Origin of the sequence: Paenibacillus donghaensis (genome assembly GCF_002192415.1) — a bacterium.
Classification (GTDB): domain Bacteria; phylum Bacillota; class Bacilli; order Paenibacillales; family Paenibacillaceae; genus Paenibacillus_AQ; species Paenibacillus_AQ donghaensis.
This window is the reverse complement of record NZ_CP021780.1, coordinates 8,381,633-8,405,908: the sequence shown is the minus strand read 5'-3', so window position 1 is coordinate 8,405,908 and position 24,276 is coordinate 8,381,633. Positions and strand designations below refer to the sequence as shown.

General features: G+C 51.4%; 18 protein-coding genes and 2 pseudogenes. 7 read left to right on the top strand and 13 right to left on the bottom strand.

Annotated elements, in window-relative coordinates:
- Positions 1-39: 39 nt before the first annotated feature.
- From B9T62_RS37880 to B9T62_RS37850, 7 genes are all read right to left on the bottom strand, one after another.
- Positions 40-1,704 carry an MGH1-like glycoside hydrolase domain-containing protein gene (locus B9T62_RS37880; RefSeq protein ID WP_087919957.1) on the bottom strand — a complete coding sequence of 555 codons (1,665 nt, stop codon included), beginning with the start codon at positions 1,702-1,704 and terminating at the stop codon, positions 40-42.
- 2 nt (positions 1,705-1,706) lie between these two features.
- Complete coding sequence (locus B9T62_RS37875; RefSeq protein WP_087919956.1) at positions 1,707-3,194, bottom strand: glycoside hydrolase family 43 protein; 1,488 nt, start codon at positions 3,192-3,194, stop codon at positions 1,707-1,709.
- Between the two features lie 27 nt (positions 3,195-3,221).
- Positions 3,222-4,103, bottom strand: coding sequence for a carbohydrate ABC transporter permease (locus tag B9T62_RS37870; RefSeq protein ID WP_087919955.1), 882 nt, complete (start codon positions 4,101-4,103; stop codon positions 3,222-3,224).
- A gap of 12 nt (positions 4,104-4,115) precedes the next feature.
- On the bottom strand, positions 4,116-5,015 hold the full coding sequence (locus B9T62_RS37865; protein WP_087919954.1) for an ABC transporter permease: 900 nt from the start codon (positions 5,013-5,015) through the stop codon (positions 4,116-4,118).
- A gap of 87 nt (positions 5,016-5,102) precedes the next feature.
- Positions 5,103-6,764, bottom strand: a complete 1,662-nt coding sequence (locus B9T62_RS37860; RefSeq protein ID WP_087919953.1) for an extracellular solute-binding protein — start codon at positions 6,762-6,764, stop codon at positions 5,103-5,105.
- 107 nt (positions 6,765-6,871) lie between these two features.
- Positions 6,872-8,536: a response regulator transcription factor gene (locus B9T62_RS37855; RefSeq protein ID WP_087919952.1), complete on the bottom strand. Its 1,665-nt coding sequence runs from the start codon at positions 8,534-8,536 to the stop codon at positions 6,872-6,874.
- Position 8,537: 1 nt separating this feature from the next.
- Positions 8,538-10,271 carry a sensor histidine kinase gene (locus B9T62_RS37850; protein WP_087919951.1) on the bottom strand — a complete coding sequence of 578 codons (1,734 nt, stop codon included), beginning with the start codon at positions 10,269-10,271 and terminating at the stop codon, positions 8,538-8,540.
- Between the two features lie 466 nt (positions 10,272-10,737).
- Here B9T62_RS37850 and B9T62_RS37845 point away from each other — a divergent pair, with 466 nt between their 5' ends.
- A complete protein-coding gene (locus B9T62_RS37845; RefSeq protein WP_087919950.1) occupies positions 10,738-11,568 on the top strand; it encodes a DUF6973 domain-containing protein in 831 nt (276 codons plus the stop codon).
- Complete coding sequence (locus B9T62_RS37840) at positions 11,565-12,014, top strand: hypothetical protein (protein WP_087919949.1); 450 nt, start codon at positions 11,565-11,567, stop codon at positions 12,012-12,014. Before B9T62_RS37845 ends, B9T62_RS37840 begins: the two co-directional genes overlap by 4 nt.
- 420 nt (positions 12,015-12,434) lie before the next feature.
- Here B9T62_RS37840 and B9T62_RS37835 read toward each other — a convergent pair whose 3' ends face one another.
- The 5 genes from B9T62_RS37835 to B9T62_RS37815 all read right to left on the bottom strand — a co-directional run bounded on the left by B9T62_RS37835 (position 12,435) and on the right by B9T62_RS37815 (position 17,717).
- A complete protein-coding gene (locus B9T62_RS37835) occupies positions 12,435-13,367 on the bottom strand; it encodes a manganese-dependent inorganic pyrophosphatase (protein ID WP_087919948.1) in 933 nt (310 codons plus the stop codon).
- Positions 13,368-13,454: 87 nt separating this feature from the next.
- Positions 13,455-14,573 (bottom strand): slipin family protein, encoded by a 1,119-nt coding sequence (locus B9T62_RS37830; protein ID WP_087919947.1) that lies wholly within the window; start codon positions 14,571-14,573, stop codon positions 13,455-13,457.
- A gap of 560 nt (positions 14,574-15,133) precedes the next feature.
- The gene (locus B9T62_RS37825) at positions 15,134-15,910 is read right to left on the bottom strand and encodes an AAC(3) family N-acetyltransferase (RefSeq protein ID WP_087919946.1); all 777 of its coding nucleotides are present in this window, start codon (positions 15,908-15,910) and stop codon (positions 15,134-15,136) included.
- Positions 15,911-16,144: 234 nt separating this feature from the next.
- Complete coding sequence (locus B9T62_RS37820) at positions 16,145-16,825, bottom strand: stalk domain-containing protein (protein WP_087919945.1); 681 nt, start codon at positions 16,823-16,825, stop codon at positions 16,145-16,147.
- Between the two features lie 202 nt (positions 16,826-17,027).
- Positions 17,028-17,717, bottom strand: coding sequence for a YjjG family noncanonical pyrimidine nucleotidase (locus B9T62_RS37815; RefSeq protein ID WP_087919944.1), 690 nt, complete (start codon positions 17,715-17,717; stop codon positions 17,028-17,030).
- A 136-nt stretch (positions 17,718-17,853) separates the two neighbouring features.
- Here B9T62_RS37815 and B9T62_RS37810 point away from each other — a divergent pair, with 136 nt between their 5' ends.
- Positions 17,854-18,792 carry an MraY family glycosyltransferase gene (locus B9T62_RS37810; protein ID WP_425436626.1) on the top strand — a complete coding sequence of 313 codons (939 nt, stop codon included), beginning with the start codon at positions 17,854-17,856 and terminating at the stop codon, positions 18,790-18,792.
- Between the two features lie 441 nt (positions 18,793-19,233).
- Here B9T62_RS37810 and B9T62_RS37805 read toward each other — a convergent pair whose 3' ends face one another.
- A complete protein-coding gene (locus B9T62_RS37805) occupies positions 19,234-19,761 on the bottom strand; it encodes a mismatch-specific DNA-glycosylase (RefSeq protein ID WP_087919942.1) in 528 nt (175 codons plus the stop codon).
- A 258-nt stretch (positions 19,762-20,019) separates the two neighbouring features.
- Between B9T62_RS37805 and B9T62_RS37800 the strand changes: the two genes are divergently transcribed.
- From B9T62_RS37800 to B9T62_RS37780, 4 genes and pseudogenes are all read left to right on the top strand, one after another.
- The gene (locus B9T62_RS37800; RefSeq protein ID WP_087919941.1) at positions 20,020-20,592 is read left to right on the top strand and encodes a hypothetical protein; all 573 of its coding nucleotides are present in this window, start codon (positions 20,020-20,022) and stop codon (positions 20,590-20,592) included.
- A gap of 74 nt (positions 20,593-20,666) precedes the next feature.
- Positions 20,667-21,209, top strand: a pseudogene (locus B9T62_RS37795) (TerD family protein); the annotation flags it as partial.
- 828 nt (positions 21,210-22,037) lie between these two features.
- Positions 22,038-22,754: pseudogene (locus tag B9T62_RS41105) on the top strand (TerD family protein); the annotation flags it as partial.
- Between the two features lie 451 nt (positions 22,755-23,205).
- Positions 23,206-23,754: a DUF559 domain-containing protein gene (locus B9T62_RS37780; RefSeq protein ID WP_342746142.1), complete on the top strand. Its 549-nt coding sequence runs from the start codon at positions 23,206-23,208 to the stop codon at positions 23,752-23,754.
- Positions 23,755-24,276: the final 522 nt, after the last annotated feature.

Below are 24,276 nucleotides of genomic sequence, written 5' to 3'. Positions count from 1 at the left end.
TGCCCTTTTGCTGTTCCCTTCAGGATGTAACTTACTGTGTTAACGACCCCAATGTCCAGAATCATAGGTCGGCGCGATAACACCGATATCCGGGCCCGCTTCAAAGCCTCCTATCGTAAAGAAGAGCTGTTCATTGCCTTTGACGGCAACAGTATACGTCTTCCCTTCCCATTGAACCAGGCCTTGTGCAGGCTGAGCCATCATGCCCACCAGTGCCTTCAGATTTCCTGCGCGGTCTGTCACCGCTCTTGTTCCATAAGGAAATCCGATATGGACGTGACCCTCCCTGTACAGCATGGCTCCTTCCCGAGTATTCACCAGCTCATAAGATACCCCATCGACGATGCGGGCATAAGCAGTCACACTTGCGAGCTCCTCCCCATGATCCATGGAATAAGGTACAAGTCCGGTAAACCACAGCTCGCCTTCCGGTGCCGGCAGGATACCGCAGGTCCGTTCCACGAAATCAAGCACACACAGAATAGCCGGGGAGTAGGTGTCGGTATAGCCTTCCGTTCCGGTCCATGGGCTTATCGTCTGGGCAAAGTTCTTCATCCTTGCCATAGCATTCAGAATAGGAGTGATGATCCATGTCAGTTCTACATACCGGCCATGGGCTTCAAAGGCATGTGGTGTGCGGATCAGGGTCAAGAAATTGGTTGTGCCCGCCCAGCTGTTATACGCCGATGAAGGGTCAAACCGCGGATCATCCATCGCGATGGACGTCAAGGGATATTTGGCGAAGAACTTTGCGGTATTAAGCAAATACCGCTTCAGTGCCGAGTCGAACAAACCACGGTCACCCACTTCGCAAGCCAATACGCGCAGCAGTACATCGGATTGGACCCGGACAAAGCGGTCATTGCGGTCCAAGTCATAAAAGAACTCATCGGTTTCGTCATAGCAATATTGAAACAGGCTATCGAGGCTTTGGGCAGCTTTGCGTTCCCAGAAAGAGCCATCCTCTCCCAGAATGTCGGCCATCCGGGCCATATATTTGCGCTGGCAATATACATTGGCCGTGAGGTCAGGCGCAAGCAGCGGCAATACAGGCGATTCAGGGCTGAAGCGGCGCGGGTCATCCCTATGCGGGGTATCCGGAATATGCCAGAACCGCGGAGACAAATCGTGGCCGGTGTCAAAGGTGCAGAACGCCTCCACACAACCCGAGCCGCGTGTATTCCTATACTGTTCCAGCCACTCGTCAAATCCGGCCATAGCCTGATACATCTCCCGCAGGAATTCTGCATCTTGTCCGTTCAGGGAATAATGATTCCATACGCTTCTTGCGAGCGGCGTCACCATCTGGATTTGCCTGTAGGCCGGACCCTTGTCCGTAATCTTGTAAGGAAGCAGACCATCCTCCCTCCGGTATTCGGCGAATAGGCGAAACGTAGCCTGCGCAACATTCGGCATATAACGGGACAGAAGTTCGGCGTTGATCGTCCCCGTACTCTCCAGCCAGGTGCCTAGGTAGGCTCCCCCTTCATGAAGCACCGGTGCGCGTTCATGGACAGAAACAATGCAGTCCAGGAGTTTCTTAACCGCGCTGTAATAGACCTTCTCCAGGCTTCCGGAGGAAGCTGCGAATTTCACACCGGAGTTCAGCCATTCCTCCAGCACCCCTTCATCGGATGATTTCTTAAGTTCCCCTATGACAGCGGCCGTATCGATGCTTCTTAGCCGGTCAAGCAACTCCTTCATCGCTAGGCGCCGCCTCTCTGCACGTCGTATTGAAACCAATGGAAATCTGCGTTGCCGCCTGTTTCCTCACGGGTATAGCTGAACAGGCCCAGACGCGCCCCCTTCCAGAACCCCGCCAGCATACGGCAAGGGCCGCCGAACGGAAGCCATTCCTCACCCAGGCTGAAGATGAACCGGGTCTCCCCGTCCAGATCCATGAGGCTTCCCAGTCTCACCGTCTCTCCTGTCAGCTTCGGACCGTGAAACACGGTTCCGCCGGTGACTGCACGCAGATAGATTCCTTCCCGCTCCGAGACAGCCCCGATCCAGTTCTCCTCCCGGGCGCACAGAAAAGCAAACCCGGCGCGCTGGCCGATCTTCATGCCGCCGATGAACAGTTCAGTGCTTGCTTCCCCTCGTTGGCCGATCATTTTCTGGGTTAACGTATTCCTCGCGTGCAGCAGATCCGGTGCCTCGAGAGCCAGCAGCCGCAAGCCATTCTTCGTAAGCGACCAGTTTCCGTTGACGGGATTATGATTCCACTGCCACTGCAAGCCCAGCTCCGGCCCCAGAAAGTCATCCGATGTCGCAGGCAGTCCGGGCAAATGGCTTCCGGCCACCTCCGGTTTCGCATAGATGTCCACCGGTTCTCCGTTCCTGCCTATGACCGGCCAATCGTCCTCCCAGCGCACAGGCTGGAGATGGCAGACTCTCCCCAGCGCACCGGTGCTGCTGAAATGCAGAAACCAGGTTTCACCGCTCTCAAGTTCCACAATCGCTCCCTGATGCGGACCGTTAACCACAGTAGCCCCTTGCTGAAGAACCACCTTTCGTTCGTAGGGTCCGTACAGACTGGCGGAGCGCAGCACGGTCTGCCAGCCGGTTTCTACCCCTCCTTCGGGAATAATGAAATAGTAATAACCGTTCCTCTTATAAATCTTTGTCCCTTCGGCAATTTTACCGACGTACACGATAGTCCCTGCATCGAGCAGACGTTTACCGTCCGTACTCATGCGGTGAAGAATAATGGGTCCTGCTCCTACGGTACTGTGTCCAAGATAAGCCTGGCCATCCTCATCCCAGAAGGGGCAGGGATCTTCCCAGCCCGATACCCGGACCACTTCATGAAGCGGCTCCCAGGGTCCGGCAGGATCAGCTGCTGAACTCATATACAGCCCTTCATCCGGTGTGCAGAAGTAAACATAGAATCGCCCGTTATAATAACGGATCGCAGGCGCCCAGCTTCCTTTGGCATACGCGTGCATTTCGTCATAGGCCGGGTCGATATCCAGCCGTTCGTACACTTTTCCGATCAGACTCCAGTTCACCAGATCCTTGGAATGAAACACCTGCATGCCCATGAAGTGAAAGTCCGAGCATACCATATAGAAATCGTCGCCCACGCGAATGACATCGGGATCGGATACATCCGCATTCAGCACAGGATTACGATAATAGCCATTGCCTAAATCCCCCCAGCGGGGCCATTCAGCCAGGTCGTGTATATTCACAAATTTCTCTCCTTGTCGTCTAACAGATTATCCTTTGACACTGCCCATCACTAGCCCCTTCATAAAATACTTCTGCAGAAATGGATACACAATAAGGATGGGAAATGCCGCCAGAAACACTTGGGCTGCCTTGAAGGTTCTATCCGAAATCGCGGACATATCCAGCAGATCATTGGTGGTCGCTGTGCTGGGGTCCACATTGATAATGATCGTCTGCAGATAGCTCTGCAGCGGGTAATTGGTGGTGGAATTCATATAGATCAGACCGTCAAACCAGGAATTCCAGTGAAATACGACAATGAACAAGGTAATCGTCGCCACGGAGGGCATGGATAATGGAAGGTAAATACTCCACAGTGTCCGCCAGTGGCCTGATCCGTCCATATTGGCCGCCTCCTCAATCTCCTTCGGCAGCTCCCGGAAGAAATTCATCAGCAGAATGACATTAAAGACCGAGACGGTAGACGGCAGGACCAACGCCCAGAGTGAATCCAGCAGCCCCACTGATTTAATCGTCATATAAGTCGGAATCAGTCCTCCATGGAATAACATGGTGACAATGAAGAACCAGGCGTAGATGTTGCGTGAGCGCAGCACCTGCTTCTCTTTGGACAGCGGATAAGCAATCAGAATGCTTACGACCATGCTGATGGCATAACCCAGTCCCACTCTTTTGAGCGATACGAGAAATCCGTCGAGAAACTCATGTTTGGTTAAGGCAAACTTATAGGAGTCGATCGTGAAATCTACAGGCCACAGCTTCACATAACCTGCCGCTGCGGCACTGCTGGAGCTGAAGGAAATCGCCAGCACGTTGATCAGCGGCAGAATGCAGGCAATGGCGGTAACACTCAGTAATATATAATTCACAATCAAAAACACTCTTCTGCTGGCAGTTAACTTGTGCAATTCCTCTCCCCCTTAAAAGATTCGATATCCGGCATACCGGTTAGCCAGCTTATTGGAAATGACAATCAGGAACAGCGAGATTATCGATTTGAATAATCCTACTGCCGTGGCAACCCCGTACTGCGCTTCCACTAAACCAAGCCTGTACACGAAGGTATCAATAATATCGCCGGTGCTGTATACCATCGGGCTGTAGAGATTAAAGACCTGTTCAAAACCTGCGTTGAGCACATTCCCCAGGCTCAGTACCGTCATCAGCGTAATAATGGGGAGCATGCCCGGCAAGGTGACATTCAGCATTTGCTTCCAGCGGCCCGCGCCATCCACGGTAGCAGCTTCATACAGACTCTGGTCAATCCCCGTCAGGGCGGCAAGATAGACGATGGTGCCGTAGCCGAATCCTTTCCATGTGTCCGTCAGAACCAGTGTGAAGGGGAACCATTGGTCATTGCCCAGGAAGAAAATCGGCTTCACCCCGAACATCCCCAGAAACTGGTTCACTATTCCGCTGGAGGGAGACAGAATATCGATGAGTATTCCACCCAGAATGACCCACGACAAGAAATAAGGGAAGTAAATGGTCGTTTGAATCGTGCGTTTGAACAGCGCTCCGGAAACCTCATTGAGCAGCAAGGCGAAGATGATCGGAATCACCAGACCAGCAATGATTTTGAGAACGGCAATAAAAATCGTATTCCACACTACACTTGTGAAATTCGGCATATCAAGCATATAGCGGAAATTATCAAACCCAATCCATTTCGAATGGAAGATTCCCTTGGATGGCACAAATTTCTGAAAAGCTATTACAATCCCCATGATGGGAATATAACTGAACACAAGAGTCAGAATAACTCCGGGCAGCAGCATCAGATGCAGCGGCAACGACTTCAGCTTGTTTCGGGTACCCATCTGTTCAAACCCTCCATTTCTATCGCATCCCTTGCATTCCGGGGAAAAGGCGGCCTTTCCCCCGTCAGGATTGAACTGCAAGCGGCTTTATTTATTTTTGTCCGCCCATTCATTGATCTCTTTCTTAATCTGTTCTCCACCGAGCTTGGTCCAATCCTCCACAAATTTATCGAAGGTATCAATGGACTGTCCCATCACGATCTTGGTGAAGACCTCCTCCTCCATCTTCTGGAGTGTGGCATTCTTCTCGACCATAGTGGCGGTTGGAGAACCGTAGAAGGCGTCGAAGATGTAATTCTCATCATTTACATATTTGTCTATGACATCAAAGCTGCTTGGCGAACCGAAGACGCGCTCCGTTCCCCAATTGGTTCTGTCCCCGCTGCGGTAGGACATAATCCGCTCATAATAACCTTTCTCTTCAGCTGACAAACCGGATGGATCATTGGCTTCAATTGCTTTTATTGCGTTGTTATGCGCATTTAGATTCTTCTTGGCAGGATCGGCGGCGATCAAATTGTACAGGTACACCGGAACATTGTTCTCGCTGATCCCGAATTCCGAATTGGATTCCGCATTCTCATCATAGCCCTGCATCCCGAAGTTCAGCAGCTTGAAGATGGCCTCCGGATGTTTGCTGTCCTTGCTGACTCCATAGTAAGTGGTAATCGGCATAATACCAATCGGCGTTGCCGGCCCGGTGTCAGAGGAAAGAATCGGCAGCGCTTTCCATTCGGCGTTCGGATCATTGTCCACATTCTTCTGAATGACCGACAGCGGTGCAGACATGGAGCCGTAGAACAGCCCCACCTTACCTCCGGCAACCGACTCGGTTACCTTGGAACGGTCCTTGACACCAAATTCCTGATCAAGCATTCCGGCCGCATATAAATCCTGAAGCTGTTTCAACGCTTTTTTGACTCCTGGCTGAATGCTGCCGTATTCCAGCTGGCCGGACGAGTTTTTCACCCATTTGCCCGGGTACACATGATATCCTGAGAAATAGCCTGAAGTTCCAAAATGCGAGTCAGTTAGAAAGGTCTTGGTGAGCGCGAGCCCAAAAGTGTCCGCTTTTCCATTTCCGTCCGGATCATTGTTGGTGAAGGCTTCCGCGACCGCCATCGCCTCCTGCATCGTCTTCGGCTCGGAAAGCCCCAGCTTATCCAGCCAATCGGTACGTACATACAGAATCGGCAGACCGTCTACGGCAGAGGAAGTCCGCGGCAGAGCCATCAATCTTCCGCCAATCTTGGCCGTATTGAAGCTGGCTTCATCCTGAAGCATGATTTTCTTAGACAAAGGCGAAGCGTATTTCTCGAACAAGTCGGTCAAATCATACAGCATATCGTTCTCAGCCAAATCGGTAAGCTGTTTATTCTTCAGCCACATGATATCCGGCAAATCCCCGGAGGCAATCGAGACGTTCATCTTCTGGTCAAACTGTTCGATCGGCACCGTCCATGCGTATTTGAGATTAATGCCAAGATCGCTGGCATAGGTCTTTGTATAGATATTGTCTTCTATGGTATCGCCATTCTCGTATTTGTAAGTCGATTCCGTATATCTCCAGGCAGTGACGTCAACCGGCGGATCATATTTGGCGTTGATATCAATGGCCCTGTTCTCGGCATTAGCACCATTCTTGTCCGTATCCGCTGAATTACCGCTTCCGTTGCCGCAAGCGGCAAGCATAAGCATTCCCGCCGCACTTAGAAGCGTCAAGCTCTTGATTTTATTATTTCTCTTCATTTGAACCTCCCTGATGAATGTACTGTTGATGGGCCCCCGGTACTTTCAATGATAGTTCTGTTACCGCTTTCATTCAATATTCATCTGTTTACTTTTGAATCCGCTGTTTACCTACTCAGCACAAGAGAGCGGTATTCCTGCGGTGTCATGTTCAGGCTCTTGCGGAAGGAACGGGTGAAGTTTGTAGCTGTTCCGTAGCCCACAAGCTCAGCTACCTCCTGAATTTTGATGTCAGGATTGCCGAGCAGCTGCTTGGCTTTGTTCATTCGCGCGCTGGTGATGTATTCAGAAAGGTTAATCTCGGTAACCTGCTTGAACAGCCGTGAGAGATAAGAAGGATTAAAGTATACGAGCTCCCCTAGCCGGACCAGTGAGATTTCATCGGGATCATGCAAATGTTCCAGGATATGCTTCTGAATAATCAGGATCACCGCTGTTGCTCTTCTCTCTTCCTCCTGGCTCTGAAGACTGAAGAGCAGCTCGCCAACCTGGATCAGGTACCCGAAGGCTTCCTGCCAGGACTCGTGTTCACCGGGCTGCATGAGCTTATGCATGCCAACCTTTGCCGCTACGGTGTCTACCAGATTCCAGCGGTTCATGTACGTCAGAAAGACCAGACCTATGGCATAATAAACTTCCATAGCCGGAGTGTAATGCATGCTGTCTACAGCGGCGAAAGTGACCGCGCACTCCTGCAAGGTCTTCTCAAACTCCTCGCGCTGCCCGTTCTCCAGCTGATCGCGAAGCAGCTCCAGCCGGGAATGACGGAATGATGGCTTCTTGGCTCCCATTTTCTCCGCCTGCCTCATCTCTTGCCGGATCAGCTGTTTGTCGAGCAGCAGCATCCCGCTGCCCTGTCCGATCCGGTAATTCATCAGCATTTGCAGGATAGAGAACCGGTCTGCGGCATGCTCCCAGCTGACCGGACTGTCATCCAGCACGAACGAAAGCACCTCGCCCACTGACTCACGGCAAGCCAGCTGAATCAGTTCCAGATTCCCCTTGATATAGGTCAGAACCTGGCCCCAGCCATCCTCCGCAGCATGACCAGGCAAGGGCTGTATTAACCAGATGAGGTCGGATTTATCATTTACTGTCTCCACAACTACGGCATGCGCGGAGATATATTGCCTTGCAATCAGCTTGATTCCGTAGAGCTGGCTGGTTCTATAAGAATACATGGACTTGTTCTGGAAACTGTTGACCCTGCCGAGCAGAATTAGCACGGACTCCTCCGCACGAAGCGGGATTCCCAGTTCGTCCAGCTGCTTCTGATTGATTTCCCGGATATTCAGCTGCTCGTTCAATATGCCTTTCACATAATCGTTCTGCATCATTTCCCGGGTGGTGTATAGTTGTTCCTGAGCCTGCTTCAGGAGCGACTCATTTCTCAGCTCAATCTCGATCTCTTTGACGGACTGCTCAACCACCTGGATCACTTTTTCATAGCCCTCTGTTTTCAGCAGATAGCTTACACCGTCATACTGAATGGCGGAATAGATATAAGAGAACTCGTTATGGCCGGTCAGGAAAATAACTTTGCAGGTTGGCCATTTATCCCTGATCTTATCCAGCAGCTGCAAGCCGTTGATGCCCGGCATCCGAATATCGGTAAGCACAATATCAAAGCGTGTCCGGTCAAACAGACGGACCGCCTCTTCCCCTGAGTAGGCTTTATACACGTCGAGCTCCAGATTTGGCAGGTTCTTCAGAACCTCATATAAACCGTCGGCAATAATCTTCTCATCGTCCACAACCAAAAGTCTGAACATGTTATACCCCCTTCTCCGCAAGGTTCATGCGGATCGTTGTCTTCAAGCCTCCAAGCCCGCTCCGCTCCAGCAGCAATCCGCTGCCTTCACCGAATTTCAGACGGATGCGCAGATGAATATTAAGCATTCCGGTAGTTTCCACATCATTGCTAGCCAAAGAGTGGCTTAAGTGAATAAGCTGCTCCTCGCTCAACTCATTCCCGTTGTCTTCAACAATCATTTGCAGCTCATCTGCCATATGCTGAAACCGGACCCGCAGCATCCCGTTCATCGATCTTTGCTCCAAGCCATGTTTGAACGCGTTCTCAATAATCGGCTGCAGAATTAGCCTTGGCACCATAACCTCGCGGATGGATTCCGGCAGCTCGCCGAATTCGACCTGATTGCGGTTGGAGAAGCGGGTGGACTGAATCTCCGCGTAGACCTTCGCATGCTTCACTTCATCGGCAAGGGTCACTTCCTCCGCATGGCTTCGCGTGATGAATTGAAAATAGACGCCAAGCTGGTTGGTGAACTGCTCCAGATTCTCATTGTCCCCAAGCCGGGCCATGGTGTTAAGAATAAAAAAGCTGTTGTACAAAAAATGAGGGTTAATCTGGGACTGCAGCTGCTTCAGCTCCGCCCGGTGTGTCAGAATCTGCTGTTTGTACACCTGGTCAACCAGAGACTCCAGATTCTCCAGCATGCTGTTGAAGCGGGCATAAATATATCGGAACTCATCATCCGCATCATGATCGATCCGTACAGCGAAATCCTCATGCTCCACCCTGCGGAAGGCTTTTACCAGATTAAGCAGCGGCTTGTGGATATACTTATAAGCGTAAAGGGAGTACATGACAATAATGATCACGGACAGCGCTGCCAGCAGCAGGAACCAGTTCTTGAAATTGTCCAGTGGCGCAAAGACTGCGCTTACAGGAACATACTTGCTCAGCACCGCGTCAAAAAACGGGGAATAGGAGTATACCGCCAAATAACGGGCATTCACAAAGTCAATGGTTCTCACCAAATTCTGTTCGGAGTGGTTGGACAAAACGTTCGCAATCGTGGGATCAGGTCTGATTTCGCCATTAGTGGAGATCGTATACTCCGGATTAATCAGCATGAGCTGCTCGTCGGATGAGTTCACCATCTTCTTGAGGTTCTCGTTCAACTTGCTTTTGGAAAATTCAACAGAGAGGATGAACAGCGGCTTTCTGCTACCCCCCGGTGAAGTCGTGGGATAGGCTGCGCTTATAAAGAGCCTGTCATTAATATCCCTCAGCTGCGATCCCGGAGAATCCATGGCAAGTTTCAGCCCATCCCATTCCTCCTGATTAAATGCAGAAACGGTCAAAGCCGAAACCTTTTTCTGAACTGACGGTATGTAAGCGTACACATCAATAATGTAAGTGCTGCTGTTCCTTATCGCATTGAGCCGCTGCTGCAATCTCAGGATGCTCTCCATCCGTTCAATGTTGTTCATCGATTCAGGAATGGAGCCGAGCGCATTCAGATTATCATCGGTCAGACAATCATACTGCAGCAACTGGATTCTGCGGAATTCCTGCTCCAGGTTGCCGAAATATTGCGACACCTGCGAACTCATGGACTTAGAAATCTCCGCCTTTAACGTATGAACGCCCCAGTTATAAATAATCATACTGAGGATAAAGAGCGGCAGCAGAATACAAATAAACGACAGCATCAGTCTTCGAAACACATTTTTCTTCCATGGAAATTTCTTTATGTTCATTTCGCCCTCCACCGGTTGCAGTTTTTCTTCACTTTGATTTTTAGCACAGGGAAGCTTCTGAACGCAATGAAAACAAGTGGAAACGGCTTTCCTTTTATAAGGACGGTATGGTTTCAGCGAGAAATAGAAGGATAAGTTATTGTGTGAAACCTATAAGACTCAAAACCAAAATTTGCGGTTGAAAATTGAAGAACTGAAAAACGAGGATAGAAATGGAAAAACATCTGTACTTCCTGTATTGTTGTAAGTCCTACCCCACAACAAGAAAAGGAAATGACAGATGCCCCTCCAGTATATCAACGAAATGCTCGGATTACCAGAGCTGCAACTGCATAGTATTCTCTCCCTTAATGCAACGGAAGTACATTGGAAGCCTCGCCGGTGGCGTATAAACAGCCCTGCCCAATCTGCTGTTCCGAACAATCGGTGAAGCGAGAGGGCCGCAATAAGTCACGCAAGATTCGTCATGAAATTGAAAAACCTGTCATTGAACAAGGCTATAACTCTATCTGTTCTGTCTGTTTCCTTATTACTTCCAGGAACTTCATTTGCTAATGTTTACGAAACAAAAGAAGCTGTTTCAACTTCATTTGCTAGCATTGTTGAAGTAGCTTCAAATGAAAATCTAGAAATAAAGAAAAATGAGATTAAAGCGCTGTTAGAAGCAAATGGTGGTTCATCTCAGAATTTTGATGAACTAATTAAATACACAAATCAGGGTGATATTGAGTTTATTTACAGTATAATTGAATTAAAAAAAGCTAATCCTCAACTCAGCCCTGAGGAAATTGTTGAACTTGTATTTCCAGTAGAAGATAGTATAGTACAAGCTAGAGGTCAATCTAGTTCAGGTTGGAACTCTTTAACAACTGCTGAAAAGTGGTTAGTTGCTGGCTATCCAGCTGAAGCATTAATCGTGAATGCAGCGAAAAATAACACAGATGAGATTACGAGTGTTCGTTATCCAGGCTGGACAGATGGAGACAAGGGTAATGCATTTAGACATGCTTTATGGAACGCAATAATGGCTTTAAATATTACTAAAGTGATGGCGGAACAATTTGCATCTGCTCATGAAGATGTCGGATTAACGAATGCTGAATTAAGCGCAACGACTTGGAATGGATATAACGGTTTACAGCATAAACAAATGGACTTGCATAATAATCAAAAGGGTAGAGATTGTGTGAGCTGGTATGAAATTCCTTTTGCTGTGACGAACACAGATCTAGCAAACAGAGTTCAAGCAAAAATGTTACACTTAACTACTAGAATTTTGATAGGAGGAGGCATATGAAAAAAAACATACTGATATTAGCTGTATTAGTCGGACTAATTTCTATAGGATATTTGGCCTTCTTGCTTACAACTAACGAAAATACTAGTAACAGCACAAAAATTATTGAGCAAAATATTGTTAAATTAAAGAATGAAAATAGTACAGCTAAATTCGCTGATATTACTCCTTTTGTTTGGGATAAGGCTTTTATAATCAAGGATCCTTTTCTCGATGAAGAAGCTCTAGATAGGATTGTTGGGGTTAAATGTAATTTAGATAGGTTAGAAACTGATATTAAACGTAGAATTATTTTTGTGAATGAAGGGGAATTTGTATTCGATTACATTTATGATATCAGAGAATTTATGTATAAATATGATGGAACAACCGAGCTAACAAAAAATAGTTCCATTATTGTAGAGAATGGAACTAATAAAATCATGGTCTTAAGAATAGAACAATGATTGTATTTAGACGTGAAAAGACCGCAGAAATGCGGTTTTTTTATTTTAGGAATTAGTAGCGCCGTAAATGGTGTTGTGGCACAGTATAAGAGAACATATTCTATCTGCAGGAGACACTGCATTCCCAATCAAAAAGTATTGGCAGCTGCCTGCTTCTCCTTCAAGTACAGCCGTACTAGCAGTTCGTACAGGCTCGCTTTCTGCTGCATCAAAAACATGTGTAACCCCTTCTCCTGAACATCGTCAAAGCTGGTTGGGATTTTAATCGAATACAATCGGCAACGCTTATTAGGATGAAAATATCAACCGCTAATTTTTAGGTTGAGCCACATATAAATTGTTATATTTTTAAAAAAACCTGCCCATCCAGTTAAGGAAGTGAGCAGGGCTTGGTATGATTATGAGCAGCATATTCCAATCTTACAGCTTGGCGATAGTCTCGGTAAGTACAGGAACAATCTGCGATTTGCGGGAGACTACACCTTTGAGCAAGGCTTTGTTGTCATCAAGCTTGACGTTGTAAGCCTGCTCAACCGCTCCGGCCACACGGCCAAGCGCCAGTCCGGTCGAATCGTTGTTCAGAATGTCCGTTACCACGAACAGGAACAGATCCAGACCCTTCTCGTCAATGATAGAAGTCAGTGCGGCTTCCAGCTCGCCTTGGCGGGAAAGTACATCATTGATATCAACCGCGTTCACCTGAGCGATCTCCACCTTATAATCCCCCATCTTGAACTCTTTGGCGTCCAGGGAAACCAGCTGGGCAATCGTCTTGTCGCTGAGATCGGCACCAGCCTTCAGCAGCTCCAGGCCGTAGCTCTGTGCATCTACACCGGCAATCTGAGCCAGCTCTTCAGCAGCAGCCACATCTTCAGCGGTGCAGGTAGGGGACTTAAACAGCAGAGAATCGGAAATGATGGCTGACAGCATTAGTCCGGCAATGGCCTTCGGGATGGCTACGCCGTTCTCTTTGTAGAGCTTGTTCAGAATCGTAGCCGTACATCCAACCGGCTCTGCACGATAGTACAGGGGATGGGCGGTCTGGAAATTGGCGATCCGGTGATGGTCAACCACTTCAACCACACGCACCTGATCGATATCGTTAGCACTCTGCTGGCTCTCATTATGGTCAACGAGAATGACCTGCTTCGCTTCACCAGCTACATATTCCAGCAGGCGGGGAGCTTCCACTCCGAAATGATCCAGCGCAAATTGCGTTTCGCCGCTGACTGCGCCCAGACGGATCGGCTCGGCATCCCAGCCCAGTTCATTTTTGAGTGCCGCATAAGCAATTGCTGAACAAATTGTATCCGTATCCGGATTTTTGTGACCAAACACCAATGTTTTTTCCATTTCCAATCTCCTTACTATGTTTTATGTGAGAATAATATACCATAGATTGATAGGGACTAGCCAGAATAGGAAAGAAGGAAGCCGGAATTAGGCTTCCTTCTTCCCTCCACCGTCGATCAGCAGCTGGCCTAGCCGCTCCGACAACGTACCTCCGCCGACCAGCGAGACATTCCCGATTTTCTCGCTGATCTTCTCCAGGAACTCCAGCTCCTTCAAGCGGTAGAGCGTCTGGTTCTCATCCATCAGCTTGGCGGTATTGAGCAGGCTGCGGGTGGACGCCGTTTCTTCGCGGCGGGTGATGAGGTTGGCTTGCGCTTTTTTCTCAGCCAGCAGGACGGTGTTCAGAATGTCCTTGACCTCGCCCGGCAGAATAATGTCCTTCACTCCAGCCGAGTGGAATTCGACGCCGTAGCTCTCGCTCTGCTGCCGCAGACGCTCCAGCACAAACGTGCCGACCTCCTGCTTCATCCGCAGCAATTCATCCAGCTTCAGGCTGCCGACATATTCGCGCAGCGCCAGCTGCAGGCTGATATATATCTGTTCTTCCAGCGATTTGATCTGCAGCATGCGCAGCGGACTGACAATCGAATATTGGCCTACAAAGTTCAGCCGCAGGCTGACCTTGTCTTCGGTGAGCATCTCCTGGCCGGTCATATCCAGCTGCTGCTGGCGCAGATCGACTGTCTTCACAGCTACCTTAACAGGCCCCCGCCAGAAATCATATCTGCCAGGCGCAAGCTCACGCTGCAGCACATTGTTGTAATAGAGAACGCCGACTTCGTAATATGCTACCTCGAAGCTCTGCACATATTGGACCAGATGGCCCAGCAATGCCCGGTTGACCCCTTCGGGAAGCTCGGGCTGCCGGATATCGGCCGACACGAACTGGTGATTCTTGAGCGCCGTCCAGAAGGCATATTTCCCTGGAGTCAAGAGCCCTTGGAATCTTCCATCCTCATAGAGCAGCACATATTCATTGTCTGCGACACTTACTACCTGCAGATCCCCACGCAGCTCTTCGTCCAGCAGAAAGAGATCCAGGTCCTTGCCGGGTACCATAAAAGGTTCACGCAGCTTCAGCTTATGTATGGACTGTTCGCCAAAAGGAGACAGCCGGTAGGTGCCCGGCTTCAGATATTTACTATAGCTTCCGTCTTTAAACAGCAGTCCCCGTTCTTCCGAGGTAATTGTGATTTTGTTAAACATGGCAGCCTCCATTCCTTAAGTTGACCCTGTAAGGCGGGAGTTCTCCCGGAGGCGGCAGCGGAGCCGGTCTTAAGGAGTGTGCAGGCCAGCGGCGTCAGGCAGGCAGCGCCGCACCCCGGGCGAAGCCGCTAGCTTCGCTTGCACCCGGTCTTGCAGTTGCCTTGCCATCGGCCTGCGGCCTCCCACACCCCGGTATCCGCCGTCTTCAGAGCTGCGCCTGCCAATCAATAAATAAAGGAATATTATTCCGTATCTCTCCCATTCAACCCAAGAACACTCTCCCACTTGAACTTTAGGTAACCCACCCTACTTGTGTCCTCCCATAGCCGCTATTTCCTCATTCCGGCGTTTTTTTTGAGTCATGCGGACTGTATAGCCGCTATATCGTCAACACAGGCCACAAACAGAGGTGTTTCGCTGGAATAAGAGCCCCTGAGTCCGCTAATCCTGCAAAACAGCCTGTTTACAGCATATAGGGGCTCCTGAGTCCGCAATCATCTGAAAGTTAAGCGATGGTTACTGGAGGGCGCGGCCTTCATTGGTTATTCTTCAGCTCTGTTCTAAATCAAGCCTTCCGTCCCCGGCAGCGGCTCATTGTCCGAGAACAGCTGCGGATTCTGCCGGAGCATCGGGCCCAGCACAGCAGCCGTCTCTGCCGCTCCGCATACGCGTGCCTCCGCCATGCCGAACCTGCCTTTATAGAGAGCACCAGCGGATTCCAGCACCCCCTCCACCTTCCAGAAATGCTCAGACCAGGAGAGGCCGCAATGCCTGAAGGAAGGCACGACGAGTTCTTCGCCGTCAGGGGTTATGGTGAAGAGCCGCTCCGGCTCCTCCGACAATCTGCCGGGGATATCCTCCCACTCCTCAATGCCGTGGATGAAGGTATTCCGCCGCAAATCGACGCCCACCAGCAGAATCTGCGCCTTGCGGTCCAGCAGCCGGCCCCATGCCGAGCCGCGTGCGCAAGGCGTGTCCCACCGTTCGTCGCCCCGCGTGAAAGCCTCCGCATCTGCGCCCAGTGCAGCTACGGAGTGGGTGGGATGCCACGAGCGGATCACTCCCTCCCGTTTACGGAACAGCTCCGGCAGAATGCCGACACAGCAGGGCGATTCCAGCACAGAGAATCGCGGGTTGCCCGCTCTTATGTACCTCCAGGTGTGTGTCGGCAGCACCAGCAGACCGTCCTTCATATACAAGCTGAGCGCATCCAGCACCGTATCCGGGCCGCCTTGGACCAACCCCATGCTTTTGAAGGAAGAATGCACCAGCAATGTCCCGTCCGGTTTAATTCCCAGCTCCCCCAGTTGTCTCATCAAATCTTCCTGCGTATACATAGCATCTTGCTCCTTGTGTTAGATGGATTAGGATAATTATACTTCATTGCTCATGTGTACATAACAAGAAGAAACGGCTTCGCCTTCCTCTGAAAGAGGCGGCTTCCGTTTCTTCGAGAAATAGAAGGATAAATTAAGACGTGGAACATATAAATTCTTATATTTCGAGAAAAAAGGTTACCCTGCAGCAACAAGAGCCTGCCATGGATAACCTCTTGCTGGTTCAACTTCCGTCTATTCGGCTTCTGACCAGGTAACCGTATAATTGTAGTAGCCGGGACGTGTTGTGGAGACTGAGCCTGTAATCGACAACGGATTGATGCCGCCCAGTCTTCCGGTGATGTTAAGCGTTGTGGCACTAACCACCTGCGAGGCATTCTCCAGCCGTTTGATCCGCGCATACTCGCCGTATACGAAACCCATCGTCTCCAGCGATTCCTGTGAAGAGTAGCTGAAGGCTGCCTTCTTCAGTCCATCGACTTCCGTATCTAGGGTCGTTGCTATAACTGCATCCGCAGGAATCGGGAAATCCTGAGGCATATTCTCCGGCCGCATCGTGCTGATGACAGGAGTTCCTCCATCGCTGTTGCCCGGATTCGTGGTTGCCGGAGGTGTTACGACATTCGCGCCCGTCCCTATTCTGACCTTGTAATTGGCCGCATCATATACGATTGGCACGTCCAGCGCACCCGCCACAGAACGGATCGGCAAATAGGTCAATCCATTGTATGTAATTGGAGTCAAGGTTTTGCCGTTGCCGTCTTTCATCCAATAGGGTGTACCATCCACCACTACACCTATGCTGTGATTCAGATAAGCTTTAATCTGTTCCAGTTTAGCTCCTGCGTACACGCCGGCCGAACCCGTAACGGCCATACCGGAAACGACAGCTGCAATCAGCCACTTCTTTTTCAATAGTATTCCCTCCGCTGTTTAGAATTATAGAATGTGAACTTAAGAATGTTACAATACGGAGTTGCCAGCGAGCCCTATGCACCAGGTCTCTGGCAACTCCACTACTCCATTCTTAAGTTCATCTTATATAGTCTCTTAATATACATACCACTGGGAGCACATTCTAATCTAATTTGGCAAAAGGAAGTTCCCAAGAAGGCGCTCAATTGACAATTTTCAACAGCTCTGCGAGACTACGAATTTCGTATTGCGGCATAAGACCGGTTTCGTTCTTCTTGCCCAGCGGGTTGAACCAGCAGGTGTCAATGCCGTAATTAATTCCGCCTTGAATGTCCGAGGTCAGGGAATCGCCCACGATAAGCACCTGCCGTTTATCCGCTTCCGAAATCCCAAGTCTGGCAAAGGCATAATCAAAAATCCCCCGCTCCGGCTTCTGGCTGCCCGCTTCCTCGGAAATCACAATCTGCTCAAACACTCCGCTTAAGCGCGAGTTGCCGATTCTAGCATTCTGCACATCCTTAATCCCGTTCGTGATAATCGCCAGCCTGCAGTCTCCAAGCTCTGCGCATAGCTCTACGGCTCCCTGGATCAGGTAGGTGCCCTCTCCAAGCAGACGCAGGTAGGTCTCGCTGAACTCCTGCGGATCATGGCTCAGCCCGTGAGCGGTGAACAGCCGATTGAAGCGCTCCACCCGCAGCGCAGGCGAGCTGATTCTGCCCAGCTCCAGATCCCGCCACAGTGCCTGATTAATTTGTTGGTAGCTTGCTGCATAATCCTCTGCCCCGGTGGGCATGCCAAAATGGGTAAACACTCCGGCCAGCGCCCGGCTTTCAGCCAATCCATAGTCAAACAGAGTATCATCGGCATCAAATAAAATGATTTCGTATTTCATTGCGACTCCTTTCAGCTGCCACAGTCTATCAATAAGATCATCGACAATATCTTATCTTATAGGATATACTTCGATCAAACAGGCTTTGAAATTCTAACCTACGGTGGTGAGTGTCATTTTATATGTTTTTTCGTTTTTGGTGTCTTTTTTTATCGTCTATCTGTTGATCCCTCCGCTTGGCAGACTGGCCTTCAGGCTTGATTTCGTGGACAAGCCCCGGCAGGATGTGGAACGCAAAATACATAGAGAACCCATTCCCCTTACAGCCAGCTATGCCATCTTTCTTGGCTTCTTCATTACCTACCTGCTGTTCGCACGCGACTTCTCCATGGAGACGGTAGCCTTGTTCGCGGGTGGTGTGCTGCTGCTAACCATTGGCACGGTAGATGACTGGTACAAAACCAAAGGCAAGGACTTTCCGGCCTTGCCCAAGCTGGTGGTGCAGGTGAGCGCGGCCATTCTGGTCTATCTGTCCGGCAATGCTTTTACCGGCTTCTACAATCCGTTCTCCGGCGATTATATCATTCTGCCTGTGGTGCTGTCCTTTCTGCTGACGATTATCTGGATCTTCGGCGTGACGACGGTTATCAATTTCTCGGACGGTATGGACGGGCTGGCAGGCGGGCTGACCGCCATCTCTGCGGTTACGCTGTTCGTGGTCGCTCTGGCCAAAGGGCAATCGGCTTCGGCGATCATGGCCATTTCGCTGGTCGGAGTCACCATTGCCTATCTGCGTTATAACAAGCCGCCTGCCAAAATATTCATGGGCGACGCGGGCGCCACATTCCTCGGCTTCATTCTGGCCGTAATCGCACTGGACGGAGCCTTCAAGCAAGCTACCGTGCTATCGCTGTTCATCCCGATCCTGGCACTGGGCGTGCCGATCTTCGACAATATCTTCGTCGTGATCCGCAGATTCGTGCAGGGCAAGTCGATCTATCAGGCCGATGCCACCCAGGTGCATTACCGCCTGCTACGCGCTGGCCTGAATCAGAAGCAGGTCGTAGCCGTACTCTGCCTGATCAGCCTCTGCCTGTCCTTGTCTTCGATCATTCTGCTGCTGATCCAGACCTGATTCAACAGCCCTAAGGCTGCCTTTACACAACAAAAGCCGCCATTCTCAACTAACGGAGAAAGGCGGCTTTTGTTGTGTAATATAGTAGCTGCTTCGGTCCGTGAGAAGATTTAGATAGCTATTGTGAGAATCTTCAGCGAAACTAGCCGAGTTCATAAGCAGGCGTCTAAGTGCAAATCTGGTTACTACTTAGGACTCCAGCCTTCTTCCAGTAGGTTTGAGCTTCGGAGTAGGGAAACAGAGATGCTATGGGGAAAACTACCGTTAACTGCTGGCTTTTGTGCGATTCTCGTTGCCTATAGGGAAAAGTTACCACTAATTTGTCTATCCAGGGCTTTTCGGAGCGGATTCCCCCCCAGCTTTCATCCAACTAGCGGTAGAATTTCCCTATCATGCCTCACTGGACCTAAGTAGTAACCGTATTTGCAAATAAATTTCCATTCAGGACAGCGGCATATGCTCCCGGATATAATCAGACAGCTCGCGGTAAATCCCCACGATGCGCGGCATCGGCATCCGCACCAGCCCGCTGGAGGACGGTGCGACGAACTCTTTAACCCCATCCACCACCGGATCGGAAGACTCCTGAAACCCCCAATCCGCCTGCTTCCTGCGGCTGAATTCGGTATACACGCCTTTGCCCACGAAGCAAGTGATCTCCGGGCGGTATTGCTCCAGCTTCCCACGGAGCAGTTCACGTCCCTCATTATACTCCTCACGTGTAATATCCTCCGCCCCCCGCGTCGGCCGGGAGACGATATTCGTGAAGCCATAGCCCAGCTTCAACAACTCGCCATCCTCTGCAGCCTCATACAATCGCGGCGTCAGCCCTGATTGGTGCAGAATTCTCCAGAAGTTGTTGCGCAGGTTAGCGTAATGATGTCCCAGCTCGCCGGAGAGCAAGCTGGGATTGAAGCCGACAAATACGATCTGCAGTCCGTGATCCAGATGATCCGGCACTTCCTCCATAGATACTCCTCCTTAAGGCAAACTTTGACTGGATCATAAATCGCCTTCGACCGGATGTCAACCTCCGAAGTTGTCCCTTCCAGACTGTCAGATTCGGCGATCCTATTATGCTGTATAAGATGAACTGAAGAATGAAGCCATAGAGTGGGCAGAAAGTCTGATACATAGGGCTTCCCGCCACTTCGCATGTGACATTCTTAAGTTCACGTTCGATATGCTATTATTATCTGAGAGAATTGCAGCTTAGGAGGTAGAGGAATGGACGTTTTTAAATACGAAGTGACATCAGAGTCAACCATCAATCTTAAATATGAGTATGGCGGAGAATATTTCACCTTCAATCTGTTCCGCAGCGACGGCCTGTGGATTCTTCACCCGTTCGACGGTATTCTGATCGGCAACCAGGCCATGTGCCTGCTCGTCGTGCAGGAGCTGTTCAAGCACAAAGCCTTCCAGGTCATGCTCGCCAAAGAAAATATTCTTTTCTCCAACATCCGCTCCTCCGTGGAGCTGGACAGCATGAATTCCCCGATAGCTGTGCGCAATGAACGGGGCGCGTATGAGGAAGATCCGGAGCCAGCCGATGATCTGATGGACTTCGTGCAGGGGCATACCCTTGAAGAGATCATCGATTTTGAAGCCAGCCAGGTTAAAGAGCGCTGCTCCTTTTATAAAGATATTTTGCAGCGGATGTTTATGGATGATCTCGGTCCTTCGGACCCCGAATTCCGCAAGGTGCAGGAAATAGTGAAGATCTATGAGCAGACTGCGGACAAGCTGACCCAGTTGAACGGTCCCAATCTGGATACAGGCGGCGGCAGACGCTGGTGATCCACCAAGGCAGGAAAACTAAGATATAGCGGCAACGGCATCATCTTCATTATCTTATTGAGAGGCTGGTAATCATGACGATTTCATTAATCAAGGGACAGAAGGCCGATGTGACCAGAAACGCCCCTCAGCTTACCCGCGTCATTGCCGGGATGGGCTGGAACCATTCGAATGCAGCAGTTGAGGTTGATTTCTCGGCATTTATGCTGGGAGGCACGCAGAAGGCCAGTCGGGATGAGGATCTGATCTTCTACGGCAATCCGTCCTCGGTTGACCGTTCGGTGACTGTAGTCCAGTCCTCCCCCCAGGCCTATTCAGGAATTAGCGATCAGGCCCAGCTCGTGATTGAGCTTGGCGCGGTTTCTGCCGTTTATGAGCGGATCGCTTTTGCGCTCACGATCTATGAAGGCGAGCAACGTCAGCAGAACTTCTCGCTGCTGGACGGCGCCTATATCCGGATCATCGATCCTGCGGCGGGTACAGAACTGGTGCGTTACGATATCGGAAAGGCTTTTACGGTGGAAACCGCTATCGTGGCTGGAGAACTGTACCGCTACCAGCAGGACTGGAAGTTCGGGGCTATCGGCTCCGGCTACGCCGGCGGGCTGGCCGCGCTCTGTGCCAGCTATGGCCTTGAGGTTAGCGGCGGGGCCGGGGGGAGTTCGGATGCTAGCGCAGGAGCCAATGCAGGGGCGGGTGCCATTGCAGGGGCGAGTGCCATTGCAGGGGCGAGTGCTGATGCAGGGGCGAGTGCCATTGCAGGGGCGAGTGCTGATGCAGGGGCGAATGCCAATGCAGGGGCGAGTGCTGATGCAGGGGCGGGTGCCATTGCAGGGGCGAGTGCCATTGCAGGGGCGAGTGCTGATGCAGGGGCGAGTGCTGATGCAGGGGCGGGTGCTGATGCAGGGGCGAGTGCTGATGCAGGGGCGGGTGCTGATGCAGGGGCGGGTGCCATTGCAGGGGCGAGTGCCATTGCAGAAGCGGGTGCTGATGCAGGGGCGGGTGCGGGAACGAGCCCGGATGCTAGTGCGGGAGGAGCGGCTGCTTCGAATGGGACTCCGCAGCCGCAGCCGATGCCGCTGCCGGAGCTGCGCTCCCGGCCGAAGCCTGCGCCGGACGCGGTACCTCCAGCGGGCGATGCTGGGCAGCCTGCTCCTCCGGCGCCGCAGCCGATGCCGCTGCCGGAGCTGCGCTCCCGGCCGAAGCCTGCGCCGGACGCGGTACCTCCGGCGGGCGATGCTGGGCAGCCTGCTCCTCCGGCGCCGCAGCCGATGCTGCTGCCGGAGCTGCGCTCCCGGCCGAAGCCAGCGCCGGACGCGGTACCTCCGGCGGGAGATGACGGGCGGCCTGCTCCTCCGGCGCCGCAGCCGATGCCGCTGCCGGAGCTGCGCTCCCGGCCGAAGCCTGCGCCGGACGCGGTACCTCCGGCGGGCGATGCCGGGCGGCCTGCTCCTCCGGCGCCGCAGCCGATGCCGCTGCCGGAGCTGCGCTCCCGGCCGAAGCCTGCGCCGGACGCGGTACCTCCGGCGGGCGATGCCGGGCGGCCTACTCCTTCGGGTGCTCCCGTCAACCTGAACAAGATCACGCTCAAAAAACGCGGCGACAGCATCAATCTTCTCAAAGGCGCCGGGTCCAGCGGCGAGATCGTGGTCAACCTGAACTGGAACCAGTCCAAGTCATCTGGCTGGTTCGGCAGCAAAGGCATCGATCTGGATCTGGGCTGCCTGTTTGAACTGAAGAACGGCATGAAAGGCTCAGTCCAGGCATTGGGGGAATCCTTCGGCGAGCTAAATCGGCCGCCTTATATCTCCTTAGATGGCGACGACCGCACCGGCTCGGTCAGCACTGGAGAGAACCTGCGGATTAACAGCCGCCAGCTCTCCGAGATCAAACGGATCGTGATCTTCGCCTTCATCTATGAAGGCATCACGAACTGGTCGCAGGCCGACGGGATCGTCACGATCAAGCAGCAGGGCGGACCGGACATTGAGGTCCGGCTTGATGAGCACAATAACAACAAAGGTATGTGTGCCGTAGCCATGTTCACCAATGTGAACGATCAGACGCTCAGTGTGGAACGGCTGGTGGAGTATTTCGGCGGACACCGGGATCTGGACAAGCAATACGGCTGGAACCTGAACTGGCAGGCCGGCAGCAAATAGCCAGCTTGTGCTGAAGCCACCGGTCGAGAGTAAAGCTTTTACTTCCACTCTTTTATTTCGCAGGTAAGTCAGCCGCTAACGTTGTCTAAACCCAATATTTGGAGCACTCCTATTGAGAATACTAGGAGAAAAAGCGGCTTGTGCCTACGAATGGAAGAGCCTAATTCTCTGCAGAATCACCTCTGGAGCATTATATGAAATATGACTTCTCGGAAAACCTCTAGGCATGCAGCTGATTATATTTTATAATCAGCTTAACGAGACGAAGAACGTCCCGGTCCATTCTGATGAATGGGCCGGGGCGTTTTTTGATGCAGAAGGAGCTGGGAGTTATGAATGTTGAAGAAGCGCATGCCGCATTTCTGGAGAAGCATATCGGGGCAAGAACTGGAGAACGAAAAGGCGGCTGGAGCGGGGGCATCGTGAAGCGGAGCAGCTATTCTGCCGGCAGGTGTGGTGGCCGCTGCGTGGACATTTTGAGGAACTGCACCCTGAATATGAGGTGGTGGATTGGCGCGGACTGTCTTATTTCTGCGATTTTGCTTGGCTCACCCCCTACACTCGGCTAATCATTGAGATCAAGGGATTTGGTCCTCATGTCCGCAACATGGATCGGCAGAAATATTGCAACGAGCTGAACCGCGAGAGCTTCCTGGCCGCGATGGGCTACCAGGTGATTTCTTTTGCTTATGACGATGTCGCTAGCCGTCCTGAGGTCTGTATCACATTGCTCCGGCTGCTGATTGCACGCTACCTTCCCGAGTCCTCCCCGCTGCCGCTGCCTGACGTGATTAAAAAAGAAATCGTTCGGCTGGCTTGTCTGCTTGCCCGTCCCCTGCGGCCTCTTGATGTAGAACAGCATCTGGGCATCAACCACCGAACGGCAGTGAGAAGCTTGCAGTCGCTCTGTGCAGATGGTTGGTTCTCTCCGGTGAGCGGAGCGGAAGGCAAACATATTGTCCGCTATCAGCCTCAGCCCCATGTCTTGCAGCGCTTATAGATGATAGCTGGTAAAGGTAGGATAGTAGCCCAGAAGCGAAGAAATTGCGTTGGTTCGGTGTAGAGTGACTGTTGCACGTAGGATGGTGCTAGGTTGAGGCGCGGGGTGAAGTAACTGGTTGCTTAGTGATAGGACTGACGGCTGCGCGTTGGGCAAACTACGCTGGGGCGCTGGGTGGAGTAACTACTTCTATTTTTTTGCTGTAACGTCGGCTCACCTCCAGCAAACCTGCAAAAGTGCAGGTATTTCCAGCGGTTCGTTCTCTCATCTGAAAATACCTGCGAATATACATCTTTTTAGACTACAATCGGCCCTTTCTTGCTGTTTCGTTCATTAAACCTGCACTTTTGCAGGTTTTTCGTTCAAATGGAATATTTCAGGCGGAATACCTGCACTTTTGCAGGTATTTTCTGCTGGCTGTTGCTCGGAGCAAGACTGGTTGGTTGGGTGGGTGGTTGGTTGGTTGGGTGATAGACTGACGGCTGCGCGTTGGGCAAACTATGCTGGGGCGCTGGGTGGAAT